Here is a 12550-nt window from a genome sequence, read left to right as displayed (position 1 = left end):
CCTGAAAAACCGAAGCGTCACGATAGTCGCAAATCTTCTGTTTACAAAATCCAATCCACAAAATGCTCAGGAGGCCGCAGGCAAGGGTCAAGAAGTGTGTCTACCCTTCACAAATTCGCACTATTTAAAACGCCCGCCGCTGTCATAACCCACTATCATGGCAACTTTGTTTCACCATGTTTCCGTTCCGGAGCCACGTTTCATGAGTAAAAGTGCTGTTAGCAAAAAGCTGATCTCGGCCGCCTGGGTGCTCGGGGTGTTGCTGTTTATCTACTGCTTCCCGCGCACGACCCTGGTGTTTCTGCTGCTGGTGGTGGTGTGCGGTGTTTACGACTTCCTGCGCAATGGGCTGTATGACCGCGACACGATCAAGAAATACTTCATCGGCAACGGCCGCAATACCTGGATATTGGCGCCGTTCAACACCCTGTTCGACCTGTTCAGCAGCCGTAACCGCCATGTTTACACCATGCGCGACCTGCCGCCGGCCTGGCGTGAAGACCTGCAACAGGTAATCGATGACGCCATGGCGCAAAAGGACGAAATTATCAGCTACCTGGATGAGCGCATGGCCGAGAAGAAGCGCGGCATGCTGTTTTTCCAGTGGTACGGCCGCCCGATCGAAACCACCTTGGATATCCCGCAACTGCGCAAAAAGCTGCCATTCGTGAAGACCATCGGCGTGTCCGTGTTCAACGAAAACCGCTCGACGTCCTTCCACTTCGGCCCGCTGCGCATGATGTTCCGCGTGCTCTACAACATGGCGCCCGCGCCGCATCACGAGGGTGTTTACATCCAGGTGGGCAAGCACAAGCATTACTGGCACGACGACCCGCTGTTTATCTTCGATGACACGCTGATGCATGCGTCTTTCAACAAGAACGACGCAAAGCGTTACTGCCTGTTCATTGACATCGTGCGCCCGACCCCGCTGCCGCGCGTGCTCAACGCCGTAATCTCGGGTTTTGCCGGGCTGGTGTTTACCCTGCGTCGGGTTTTCTACAAAAACTGGAAGCTGATTCAGTAAGTTCTGCGGCATGATGGTGCTTGACGGTGTTTGCGCCCTGCCCGCGTGGCGGCCAAACTAACTGTCTCGTGCGACCGGATTCGGCGCTCACCATTTTCAAGCCACCGCCGCTCCTGGCGAGTGCGGTGGCTGTGCTTTCAAGGAATCAGAATGCCCCAACGTCAAGTCATCAACGCCTCCGTCAGCCCCAAGGGCAGCCTCGAAACCCTCTCCCAGCGTGAAGTCCAGCAACTGAGTGAAGCCGGTAGCGGCAGCATCTACACCCTGTTCCGCCAGTGCGCCCTGGCCATCCTCAACACCGGCGCGCACATCGACAACGCCAAGACCATCCTCGACGCCTATAAAGACTTTGAAGTGCGCATTCACCAGCAGGATCGCGGCGTGCGCCTCGAACTGCTGAATGCCCCCGCCGACGCGTTCGTCGATGGCGAAATGATCGCCAGCACCCGCGAAATGCTGTTCAGCGCCCTGCGCGACATCGTCTACACCGAGAACGAGCTGGACAGCCAGCGCATCGACCTGAGCAACTCCCAGGGCATTACCGACTACGTGTTCCACCTGCTGCGCAACGCCCGCACGCTGCGCCCGGGTGTCGAGCCAAAAATCGTGGTGTGCTGGGGCGGGCACTCGATCAATACCGAAGAATACAAATACACCAAGAAAGTCGGCCACGAACTGGGCCTGCGCAGCCTCGACGTGTGCACCGGTTGCGGCCCCGGAGTGATGAAAGGTCCGATGAAAGGCGCGACCATTTCCCACGCCAAGCAACGCATCACCGGCGGTCGCTACCTGGGCCTCACCGAGCCCGGCATTATCGCCGCCGAAGCGCCGAACCCGATCGTCAACGAACTGGTGATTTTGCCGGACATCGAAAAACGCCTGGAAGCCTTCGTGCGTGTGGGCCACGGCATCATCATCTTCCCGGGCGGCGCCGGCACGGCCGAAGAGTTCCTGTACCTGCTGGGCATCCTGATGCACCCGGACAACCGCGACGTGCCGTTCCCGGTCATCCTCACCGGGCCGAAACACGCCGCGCCGTACCTGCAACAGTTGCATGCGTTTGTAGGTGCCACGCTGGGTGAAGCCGCCCAGGCGCACTACCAGATCATCATCGACGACCCGGCTGAAGTGGCGCGCCAGATGACCGCCGGGCTCAAGGCCGTGAAGCAGTTCCGCCGCGAGCGCAACGACGCGTTCCACTTCAACTGGCTGCTGAAGATCGACGAAGGCTTCCAGCGCCCGTTCGATCCGACCCACGAAAACATGGCAGGCCTGCAACTGAGCCTCGCGCTGCCGCACCACGAACTGGCGGCCAACCTGCGTCGCGCGTTCTCGGGGATTGTGGCGGGCAACGTCAAGGACAAGGGCATTCGCCTGATCGAACAACACGGCCCGTACGAGATCCACGGCGACCCGGCGATCATGAAGCCACTGGACGAACTGTTGCAGGCGTTTGTCGCCCAGCACCGTATGAAGTTGCCAGGCGGCGCGGCGTATGTACCGTGCTATCGCGTGGTGCAATAACTAACGTTGCACCGCCACACATTTGATTTCCACGAGCAAACCGGGATGCGCCAGTTCTGACACGCCTATCGTCGTCCAGGCGCAATGCCCGCGTGGAAACAGGCGGTTTTTCACCTCACGAAAAACCGCCATGTGTTGGCTCATGTTCACGTGGTAGGTAGTCATGTCCACCACGTCATCGAAGCTGCAACCGCCCTCCTCCAGCACGTCCCGCAGGTTCTCCCAGGCGGCGATGAACTGCGCCTGCGGGTCTTCAATGACTGCCAGTTGTTGCGTGCGGCCGACCTGGCCGGCGCAGTAGAGGGTCTTGCCAACTTTGACGGCGGGCACGTAGCCGGCGCGTTCGACGATGGGTTGCATGGCGGGGGGGATGATGAGGTGGCGGTCGGTCATATGCGGTATCTCTTTGTCGTCGTTTTGAGGCGTGTCGATGGGAAGAGTCGGGCTATGGTTTTACCAACAGCCGCGACTCATTGCATCCACAAAAAACTTCAGGGAATCTTGATCTGTGAAAGACCACCACCTACCGAAAGAGAACAACCGGCCGATTAATATCGCGCACAGCAGAACCGCAGACCTGAGTGTTATGGCGCTCAAAGGCCTGATTAAAAGGCCTGAAGCCCCAGTCAGCACCCGACAGATGACGCAAGCCTGCGCCGACGCTGCATCGAAAGCAGATTAAGCGGGCTGGCACTCTATTTCCCGATTCGCGTAACCTTTAGGCCTCTCGCGTCATCTGCGTGAGCGCCGATCAACCTCCGGAAAATCAACGTGCGAACAGCCCTGACCCTTTGCCTGACATTGGCACCGACCTTGGCCCTGGCCGACGCCATCGTCTGGCCCGACCTGCCGAAAACCTGCTTCGTCAGCGGCCGCCCCGCCACCAGCCAGGATATCGACACCGGCTGCGCGGCGTTTCTGATCAATGTGCAAGGCAAACCGGCGGGAACGCCGATCAACGTGGATGTTCCGCAGTACGCGCTGCACGTCGATGAGGCCACCGGCAAGGAAACGCCGGTGATCATCATTCAGGCGGAAGGGAACGGCGCGACCCAAGTGGTGGGCTACCAGGAACTGGGCAGCGACCAGCTCGGCGCCGCGCTGCTGCGCGAGGTTCGGCTACTGGGCACCCGGAAGCCGATCTAGGTTTCAGCGAACCCAGCCACCGCCCTGCCAGTGGTAACCGTCATTGCGCTGCACCCAATGCGGGTGCACATAGCGGTAGCCTTCACGCACCGCTTCCCAATGGCCATGCACCGCCACGTAACGCCCGCCTTCCCAACGCCAGTAACCGCGCGACCACACATAGCCATAACGCGCAGCGGGTTCGACTTCGATCACCTGCACCGGCGGCGGTTGCGGCGCGACGACTTCAACATACTCACGCTGGACCGGCCCGCGTTCATGCACCACACGCTCTTGCACACACCCGGACGCCGCGACGACTACCGCCGCCATTGCCGCATAACGTAGCAACATACAAAACCCTCGGGCGTCAGCGCCCAACGAATACACCAGTAAAAAAATGCCCCCTTGTCGCAGCCTCGCTCCTGCTCGGCTCTGGGTACTTTTTAACAGGTGATGTCTGTCAGGTTGCTGAACCCACCGGCCTCAGGAGGTGCACACGACGGTCGGTCGTTTCAGGCGAACGAGGATCAGCCCTGCAACGACCACCGCAATACCGGCGTAGGTCGAGGGGTAAATCACGTCACCAAACATCCACGCCGCCCACACCAGCGTGACCGGCGGCTCCAGATAGACCAGCGCGGCGACGTGGGTTGCGGTCATGAGCCGCAGCAGCATCCACAGGCTCAAGTAGGCAACGAAGGTGGAAAACACCGTGAGCCAGACAATCGAGATCAGCATGTCCGACTCGCGGGGAATGCTCAGCGTGCCGGTGAAAAGCACGGCCGCAGTAAAGCCCAGCAAGGTCAACAGGGATTGGATAAACAGCGGCAACACCAAGCCAGCGTCCCGGGACTGTACCGAGCGCCGCTCATACAGCGTCGCCAGCGTCAGGCCCAGCGCCGCAGCCACTGGCAACAGGTACATAAACACACTGACGCCGCCCCCGCCGCTGCCATATTGCCCGGCGATGACGATCGACACCCCGGCAAAACTGACGGCCAACCCCGCCCACTGCCAGCCACCACTGCGTTCAGCCGAACTGCGCGTCGACAGCGCCGCCGTCATCAAGGGCTGCAAGGCCGCGATAATGGCGGCGATGCCCGGCGGCAACCCATTCTGAATCGCCGCGTACAGGCAACTCAGGTACAGAAACTGCGACAGAAAGCCGATGACCGCGTAATGGCGGATCTGCAGCCACGACACCGTCAACAGCCGCACATTCAAAAACAGCCCCAGGCACAGCGAAACCAGCAAGAAACGCCAAAACAGCAGGTTAAACGCGTCGCCGCCTTGCGTGCCCAGCTTGGCGCCGATGTAACCCGAGCTCCACGACAGCACAAATGCCACTTGCAGCAGCAAGAGCCCAAGTGTTGATCGCGTCATAAAACCTCCAGCCCGTGTGCATTGACTGAAAGGTTAAGGGCCACGCATGCTTGTGTATATTTGAATAACCTGCACCACTGATCCGTAAAAGTGGAATTATGACCAAACAACTGAATATCGATTTGTTACGTACCTTCCACGCCGTGGCACGTTTTCGCCGTTTCAATGAAGCAGCCGAACACGTGCACCGCAGTGCATCGACCGTGACCACGCAAATTCAGAAACTTGAAGACCAGATCGGCCAAAAACTCTTCAGCCGCAGCAATCAGGGCGTTGAGCTGACCGTCTACGGCAAGAAATTGCTGGGTGAAACCACCGAGTTCCTCAAGAGCCACGACCGCCTGCTGATCTCGCTGATGCCGCAGCGCATGCAGGGCAAAATCCGCCTGGGCATTCCCGATACTTATGCGCCCGGCTTCATTCAGGAATTCCTGCCGCAACTGATCGCCGACAACCCATTGCTTGAGCTGGAAATCGAGGCGCGCACCAGCGGCGAGTTGTTGAGTTTGTTTATGGCAAACAAACTGGATATGACCCTGACAGTGAGCGCCAAGCCGCTGGAACAGGGCGAACGCCTTGGGCCTGTTCAGCCACTGTGGGTGGCAACCGAGGGTTTCAGTTGCGCAACCAACGCGGCGCTCCCAATCACGGTGCCGGTGGCTGGCTGCCCGTATCGCGCGGCGGCGTTGCAGGTGCTGAAGGATCACGGCATCTACCATCGCGTGCTGATGGAAAGCCCCAATTCGTCCGCCGTTGAAGCCTGCATCCGCAGTGGCGTCGCCGTGGGTTTGATCGAGGAAAGCCGCTTGGGTGAAGGGCTGACGCAAGTGATTGACGGGTTCGAGCTACCGCCGTTGCCGGTGCACCATGTGTACCTGCTGTGCGATAGCAGCAATGCACTGGCCTTACACCTGCATGAGCAGGTTAAGCAGGGGTTTCACATTTGATCCTTAATGCCGGGCCGAAGCGGTCCAACACAGCCTCGACAAATCGCCGTAGCTTCGCCGTTCGCTGGCGGTTGGCGGTGTAGACCAAATGCATCGTGCGACTCGGCGCAGCATAGTCCGGCAGTACGCGCACCAATTCGCCTCGGGTCAGCGCCACGCGCAGAAAGTCTTCGGGGCCCAGAACAATGCCAAAACCGTCCAGCGCAGCCGACATCAAGGCCCTGCTTTCGTTGATCTGCAGACGGCTGGCAACCGACACTGTGTGCGCGACGGTACCGTGGTAGAACACCCATTCGCGGTCCGCCGGGCGTGACGAGAAGGCATAACCGAGGCATTCGTGATGCTCAAGGTCTGCGGGTACGCGTGGCGCGCCTCGCGCCGCCAGGTAAGCCGGTGCGGCGCAAACCACCAGGTTATAAGGCGCCAAGGGTCTGGCAGTGAGACTGGAAGTCGCCAGGGGGCCGATGCGAAATGCCACCTCATAACCCTCCTCCACCAAGTCGACGAAGCGGTCTGTCAGGTGCAGGTCGATCTCTACATCAGGGTGTTCGCGCAGAAATGCCGTGATCAGCGGCATCAGGCTGTAGGAGCCGAAAGTGACGGGCGCGGTGATCCTCAACTTGCCTCGCGGCGTGTCATTCATGACCTGCGCGAGCGAATCGGCGGCTTCGGCCTCCGTCAGGATATGTTTGCAACGCTCGTAGTACGCGCTCCCCAACTCCGTCAGGCTTTGCCTGCGCGTGGTGCGGTTGAGCAAACGGGCACCCAGACGCTGTTCAAGAGCGGTGACATGTTTGGCGACCATTTGCGGCGACAGGTTCAAACGCTCGGCGGCACGCGCGTAAGAGCCGAGCTCTGCGGCCGTCACAAAGGCATTCATGCTTAACAGACGGTCCATCATTCCCCACTCCCAGTAACAACAGCGGCGCCAAAACGATTATTTATCGTCATTCAGTTGCCAATCATCATAGCGACTCCCCCACTTCGCTGGAGAACAGACATGAAAATTGGTGTGATTGGAGCAGGCTTTATCGGACGCGCCGTGGCTGAATTGGGGCTTGCGGCCGGGCACGACGTGATGTTGAGCAATTCCCGCGGCCCACAGTCCATGAGCAGCGTGCTTAGCGGCCTGCCGGGTGTGCACGTTGGCAGCGCCGAGGAGGCGGCCAAATTTGGCGACGTGATGCTTGTGGCGATTCCCCTTGAACATTACCGCAGCGTGCCCGCGCAATGGCTGGAGGGTAAAACGGTGATGGACGCCAATAACTACTACCCCAACCGTGATGGCCACATTCCTGTGCTCGACCGCTTCGAGACCACCACCAGCCGTTTGCTCGCCGACCACTTGCCCCAGGCTCACGTAGTGAAAGTATTCAACGCGATCTTTGCGTCCGACCTGATCAAGGATGCCCGCCCGCACGGTGCAGCGAACCGGCGTGCGCTGCCGGTGGCCGCGGATGATTCTGCGGCGAAAGCACAGGTGATCACATTGCTCGATGAACTCGGTTTCGATGCCGTGGATGCCGGTGGTCTGGATGAGAGCTGGCGGTTTGAGCGCGCCAAACCGGCGTACTGCGTGCCATTGGACCAGGCCGGATTGAAGGCGGCGCTGGCGGCGGCGCAACGCACGGTTGAACTGCCGCCAGTGGTGCGCACTCGCGCGCCTGCGTAAACCCACGCCCACAAAAAAGCCCGCTGACCGTTACCGGTTCAGCGGGCTTTTTTACGTCGGGCTTGGCTTACAGCGCCAGGTCAGACGCCGGCTTGCTTGGCTCAGCCGCAGGCTTGGCAGCTTCGGCAGGCTTTGGAGCCGTCAGTTGCGGAATCGCAGGCGGTGGCGTCAGTTGCAGGACGCCAGCAGTGTAGGCCCACTCCTTGGCAACAGCTTCCGGGCTGTCGTTCAGCTTGGTGCCGTAGCTCGGTACGATCTGGTGCAGTTTGGCCTGCCACTCAGGGGTCGCGACCTTGTCTTTGAAGATCTTCTGCAGCACGGTCAGCATGATCGGAGCCGCGGTGGACGCGCCTGGCGATGCACCCAACAGGCCTGCAATGGAGTTGTCGGCGGAGCTGACCACTTCGGTACCGAGTTTCAGGACGCCGCCCAGTTCCTCGTCACGCTTGATGATCTGCACGCGCTGACCGGCTTGCCACAGGCGCCAGTCTTCTTTCTTGGCGTTCGGGAAGTACTCTTTCAGGGCGTTGTAGCGGTCGTCATCCGACAGCATCAGTTGGCCAGCAAGGTACTCGACCAGCGGGTACTCACGCACGCCAACACGGGTCATCGGCCAGATGTTGTGGGTGGTGGTGCTGGTCAGCAAGTCCAGGTACGAGCCTTCTTTGAGGAACTTGGTCGAGAAGGTCGCGAATGGGCCAAACAGGATCACGCGCTTGCCATCCAGCACGCGGGTGTCCAGGTGCGGAACCGACATCGGCGGTGCGCCCACCGAAGCTTTACCGTAGGCCTTGGCCAAGTGCTGCTCGGCGATTGCGGTGTTATCGGTGACCAGGAACGAACCACCGACCGGGAAGGCCGCGTAGTCCTTGGCTTCAGGAATACCCGATTTTTGCAGCAAGTGCAGAGCACCGCCGCCAGCGCCGATGAACACGAACTTGGCGTCGGTTTCAGTCTTGGTGCCGTCTTTCAGGTTTTTGTAGCTCACACGCCACGAACCGTCGGCGTTACGGGTGATGTCCTGCACTTCGCTCGACAATTTCAGGTCGAAATTCGGCGTGGTTTGCAGGTGAGCGACGAACTGGCGGGTGATCTCGCCGAAGTTCACGTCGGTGCCGATCGGGGTCCAGGTGGCCGCGATTTTCTGGTTCGGGTCACGCCCTTCCATCATCAGCGGAACCCACTTGGCGATTTGCGCCGGGTCTTCGGAGTACTGCATGCCGGCGAAAAGCGGGCTCGCTTGCAGGGCTTCGTAGCGTTTTTTCAGGAACTTGATGTTGTCATCGCCCCACACAAAGCTCATGTGCGGTGTGGAGTTGATGAACGAACGCGGGTTCTTCAGCACGCCCTGCTGGACCTGCCAAGACCAGAACTGACGAGAGATCTGGAACGCTTCGTTGATCTCGACCGCTTTCGGGATCTCAACGTTGCCGTTCTTGTCTTCCGGGGTGTAATTCAGCTCAGCCAGGGCCGAGTGACCGGTACCGGCGTTGTTCCAGCCGTTGGAGCTTTCTTCGGCCACGCCATCAAGGCGCTCGACCATCTCCATCGACCAGTCCGGCTGCAGCTCGTTAAGCCAAACACCCAGGGTCGCACTCATGATGCCGCCGCCGATCAGCAGCACATCGACTTTCTTTGCCTCTTCCGCGTGAACGGACGTGATCCCCATCGACAAAGCCAGCCCCAGCAGGGCAGTGTTTACTTTTTTAAACATCAGTAGCACCTATGATAAAACGCCATCCGCCCCACTGCCCGATTTCTCAGGGCCGCAGGGTGGGCACACAAGGCCGACGGATCGACCTCACTGTTTATGTCCCTTCTGCGCTGACTTCTTATCATTATTGGCTTCAGCTACCTGGGCGACAGCCATCCGCCGGGACGTATACGGATGTACGCACCGGAGAAAGACTAGACCAAGACGGCGCGCAGAATATCACGCCACACAGCGTTTATGCGCCGTTTGGCCAATTGACAGCTCTAAATCGCGGCTTTTAACGCGCCAGTGTCAAGCCGCACAGCCGCGACGTGAAGTCACAGGGCTGGAACTCTCAAGTAAAAGGCGGTTCTAGACAGCTTCGCCGCCGCTTGCGTAGCATCGGCGGCTGTCCTTCGTGCAACCCTCCACACAGAGTTACCCATGACTATCCAGCAAACACCCGGGCACGTACTGCCCGCGCGCAGCGCCGCCAAAATGGAAGCTGCCATGGCCGTGGGCGCCTTCGCGATCGGTACTGGCGAATTTGCCATCATGGGCCTGATGCCCGAGATCGCGCACAATCTGAATTTGAGTGAGCCGCAAGTCGGCCACGCCATCAGCGCCTACGCCTTGGGCGTGATGGTCGGCGCCCCGCTGCTGGCCATCCTCGGCGCCAAGCTGCTGCGCAAACACATGCTGCTGTTGCTGATGGGCCTGTATGCCCTGGGCAACTTCGCCACCGCCTTCACCCCAAGCTTCGGCTCACTCGTGGCCTTCCGCTTTATCAGCGGCCTGCCCCACGGCGCCTACTTCGGCATCGCCGCCGTCGTGGCCTCGAGCATGGTGCCCAGCGATAAACGCGCCGGTGCCGTGGCCCGCGTGATGATGGGCCTGACCCTGGCCATGCTGCTCGGCAACCCCATCGCCACCTTTCTCGGCCAGTACTTCGGCTGGCGCTCGGCGTTTGCGCTGGTCAGCGTGATCGCCCTGTGCACCATCGCCCTCGTCTGGCAATTCGTGCCGCACCGCCACGACGAACAACGCAGCGACCCGCGCAAAGAACTGCGCGCCTTCACCAAACCTCAGGTGTGGATGGCCCTGTCCATCGGCGCCATCGGTTTTGCCGGGATGTTCTGCGTATTCAGCTACCTCGCCCCGACCATGCTTGAAGTGACCAAAGTCTCGCCACAATGGATCCCCTTCGGCCTCGCCGCGTTCGGCGCGGGCGCCATCATCGGCAACATCGCCGGCGGCAAACTGTTCGACCGCCTGCAATTTCGTGCAGTCGGCTGGATTCTGGTGTGGTCGATGGCCGTACTGATTTTCTTCACCTTCGCCGCCAGCTCGCTGTGGGGCGTACTGCTCGGCATTGCCCTGGTCGGCACCATGATATCCATGGCCGCGCCGCTGCAAATCCGCCTCATGGACATCGCCCACGAAGCCCCGAGTTTGGCGGCGGCGTCCAACCACGCCGCGTTTAACCTGGCCAATGCGCTCGGCCCGTGGTTAGGTGGCATGGCGATCACCGCCGGGTTGGGCTGGACCAGCACCGGCTACATCGGCGCGGCCACCGCACTGGCGGGCCTGGGCATTTACCTGATCGCACGGCGCATGAAGGGCGGCCACTAAACGGAATAAACCCCGGCCCTGAATTGTTATGTTGATTCCAACCCCCCAACATAAAACGAAGGGCCCCATGGACATCACCCTCCCCCTGCTCAGCATCCTCGGCGCCATCGCCATCGGCGCCGCCAGCCCCGGCCCCAGCTTCGTCTTCGTCACCCGCACCGCCATCGCCCTGTCGCGCCGCGACGCACTCGCCGCAGCCATGGGCATGGGCGTCGGCGGCGTGGTGTACGGCGGCCTCGGCCTGTTCGGCTTGCAAACCCTGCTGGCCAAAGTGGAATGGCTGTACGTGATATTGAAAATACTCGGCGGCGCCTACCTGGTCTGGCTTGCCGTGCAACTCTGGCGCTCGGCGAAAAGCCCCATCATCGTACCCACCACGGCCGATGGCCGCCCACAAAGCGCGCGCAAATCATTCACCCTCGCGGCGGTGACGCAACTGAGCAACCCGAAAGCGGCGATTGTGTATGGGAGTATTTTTGCAGCGTTCTTGCCGGCGCATGCCCCGGTGTGGACCTTTGCGGTGTTGCTGCCGGCAATCTTTGCGATTGAGGCCGGTTGGTACACGGTAGTGGCGCTGGCCTTCTCGTCGGAACGGCCGCGTGCAGCGTACCTGCGCTCAAAACACTGGTTTGACCGCACGGCAGGCCTCGTAATGGGCGCGCTGGGCCTGCGGCTGATCCTGGGCTCAGCCCACGTTCAAGCGTAAATATCAGGGTTGCAGCGCCCCAACCTGTGGCGAGCGGGCTTGCCCCGCGTTGGGCTGCGCAGCAGCCCTAACCTCTATCAATCATCATGCATCAACCCCGACCCATACTCCCCAAAACTGCTCCCCAACCCACTCCCGCCACCAAAACTCATCTTGGCCGCCTTGTTCGGGCTGTGATCCCCAAACGCCTGACACCCCTGAGCAAAACAAGGGTCACTGCTGCCACCTGACGAAGACGAACAGGCACTTAACAGCACAGCACCGGCAATCATCACCACTTTGACGAGATTCGAGATCATGTTTTCAGTTCCCTATGGACTGGGGGTGCGGGGGTCCCCTCTTGAGAGTGATCGTAGGCTTCAAATGGGTTGTGGATGATGAAACTTTGCGGGGGGACAGGACGGGTTCAGGTTGCCGCCTTGGGGGAAGGCGGCGGGGTGCGGTGTTAGTCGTTTGTCGCGCAGATTGCAGGCGCGACTTGCTCCTGGGCTCGGTCGACGAGTAGAGCGCTTAAATCGATTAGCTGCTGGATGCCCAGGACGATGGCGCGCTGGGAGTCGTCGAGGTCGAAAGCCAGGGTGGCGGCCATTTGGTTGGCGGACGCGAGGTTTTCGGCGGCGTTGGCTAGCAGGGTTTCGGTGTCGGTGTTGGGGTTGACGGAGAAGAGGTGGGTGGTTGGGGGGTCGACAGGTTCGGCGGCGTCTTCGTCGGAGGGAGGCAGGTAATGATGGATTGCTCGCTGAGCGGCGGCTTGAAGCTTGGCGTCGACGGGTGCGGTGTTGTCATCAGCATTAGGATTACGTGTTTCATCGTGCATGGGCGGAGCTCCAATATTTTC

At 60.4% G+C, this 12550-nt stretch carries 14 protein-coding genes; 7 read left to right on the top strand and 7 right to left on the bottom strand.

Features of this window, described 5'->3' with window-relative positions; all coding sequences use genetic code 11:
* Positions 1 to 202: 202 nt before the first annotated feature.
* Both BFW87_RS19850 and ppnN read left to right on the top strand, forming a co-directional pair.
* Complete coding sequence (locus BFW87_RS19850; protein WP_078741424.1) at positions 203 to 1027, top strand: aspartyl/asparaginyl beta-hydroxylase domain-containing protein; 825 nt, start codon at positions 203 to 205, stop codon at positions 1025 to 1027.
* 150 nt (positions 1028 to 1177) lie between these two features.
* Positions 1178 to 2551, top strand: coding sequence for a nucleotide 5'-monophosphate nucleosidase PpnN (gene ppnN / locus BFW87_RS19845; RefSeq protein WP_078741423.1), 1374 nt, complete (start codon positions 1178 to 1180; stop codon positions 2549 to 2551).
* On the opposite strand, the gene BFW87_RS19840 is transcribed toward ppnN, so the two are convergent.
* On the bottom strand, positions 2552 to 2944 hold the full coding sequence (locus BFW87_RS19840; RefSeq protein WP_078741422.1) for a RidA family protein: 393 nt from the start codon (positions 2942 to 2944) through the stop codon (positions 2552 to 2554).
* A 378-nt stretch (positions 2945 to 3322) separates the two neighbouring features.
* Here BFW87_RS19840 and BFW87_RS19835 point away from each other — a divergent pair, with 378 nt between their 5' ends.
* Complete coding sequence (locus BFW87_RS19835; protein ID WP_176159787.1) at positions 3323 to 3697, top strand: hypothetical protein; 375 nt, start codon at positions 3323 to 3325, stop codon at positions 3695 to 3697.
* A gap of 3 nt (positions 3698 to 3700) precedes the next feature.
* On the opposite strand, the gene BFW87_RS19830 is transcribed toward BFW87_RS19835, so the two are convergent.
* Entirely contained in the window at positions 3701 to 4030 is a 330-nt protein-coding gene (locus BFW87_RS19830; protein WP_031319816.1) for a YXWGXW repeat-containing protein, read from the bottom strand.
* A gap of 132 nt (positions 4031 to 4162) precedes the next feature.
* Positions 4163 to 5062 carry a DMT family transporter gene (locus BFW87_RS19825; protein ID WP_078741421.1) on the bottom strand — a complete coding sequence of 300 codons (900 nt, stop codon included), beginning with the start codon at positions 5060 to 5062 and terminating at the stop codon, positions 4163 to 4165.
* Positions 5063 to 5160: 98 nt separating this feature from the next.
* Here BFW87_RS19825 and BFW87_RS19820 point away from each other — a divergent pair, with 98 nt between their 5' ends.
* A complete protein-coding gene (locus BFW87_RS19820; protein WP_078741420.1) occupies positions 5161 to 6009 on the top strand; it encodes a LysR family transcriptional regulator in 849 nt (282 codons plus the stop codon).
* Here the strand turns inward: BFW87_RS19820 and BFW87_RS19815 are convergent.
* Positions 5987 to 6910, bottom strand: coding sequence for a LysR family transcriptional regulator (locus tag BFW87_RS19815; RefSeq protein ID WP_078741419.1), 924 nt, complete (start codon positions 6908 to 6910; stop codon positions 5987 to 5989). The genes BFW87_RS19820 and BFW87_RS19815 overlap by 23 nt on opposite strands.
* A 99-nt stretch (positions 6911 to 7009) precedes the next feature.
* On the opposite strand from BFW87_RS19815, the gene BFW87_RS19810 reads away from it, so the two are divergent.
* Positions 7010 to 7681 (top strand): NADPH-dependent F420 reductase, encoded by a 672-nt coding sequence (locus tag BFW87_RS19810; RefSeq protein ID WP_078741418.1) that lies wholly within the window; start codon positions 7010 to 7012, stop codon positions 7679 to 7681.
* Positions 7682 to 7748: 67 nt separating this feature from the next.
* Here BFW87_RS19810 and mqo read toward each other — a convergent pair whose 3' ends face one another.
* Entirely contained in the window at positions 7749 to 9395 is a 1647-nt protein-coding gene (mqo, locus tag BFW87_RS19805) for a malate dehydrogenase (quinone) (protein ID WP_078741417.1), read from the bottom strand.
* A gap of 423 nt (positions 9396 to 9818) precedes the next feature.
* On the opposite strand from mqo, the gene BFW87_RS19800 reads away from it, so the two are divergent.
* Both BFW87_RS19800 and BFW87_RS19795 read left to right on the top strand, forming a co-directional pair.
* Positions 9819 to 11006 (top strand): MFS transporter, encoded by a 1188-nt coding sequence (locus tag BFW87_RS19800; RefSeq protein ID WP_078741416.1) that lies wholly within the window; start codon positions 9819 to 9821, stop codon positions 11004 to 11006.
* A gap of 67 nt (positions 11007 to 11073) precedes the next feature.
* Positions 11074 to 11712 carry a LysE family translocator gene (locus tag BFW87_RS19795; RefSeq protein WP_078741415.1) on the top strand — a complete coding sequence of 213 codons (639 nt, stop codon included), beginning with the start codon at positions 11074 to 11076 and terminating at the stop codon, positions 11710 to 11712.
* Between the two features lie 77 nt (positions 11713 to 11789).
* Here BFW87_RS19795 and BFW87_RS19790 read toward each other — a convergent pair whose 3' ends face one another.
* Positions 11790 to 12011, bottom strand: coding sequence for a hypothetical protein (locus BFW87_RS19790; RefSeq protein WP_078741414.1), 222 nt, complete (start codon positions 12009 to 12011; stop codon positions 11790 to 11792).
* A gap of 146 nt (positions 12012 to 12157) precedes the next feature.
* Positions 12158 to 12529, bottom strand: coding sequence for a DUF6124 family protein (locus BFW87_RS19785; RefSeq protein WP_078741413.1), 372 nt, complete (start codon positions 12527 to 12529; stop codon positions 12158 to 12160).
* Positions 12530 to 12550 lie beyond the last annotated feature (21 nt).

It is taken from the genome of Pseudomonas fluorescens, assembly GCF_002022275.1.
In the GTDB taxonomy this organism is placed as follows: Bacteria; Pseudomonadota; Gammaproteobacteria; order Pseudomonadales; family Pseudomonadaceae; genus Aquipseudomonas; species Aquipseudomonas fluorescens_AJ.
The sequence above is the reverse complement of the archived record's forward strand: the minus strand, read 5'-3'. Positions and strand labels throughout refer to the sequence as shown.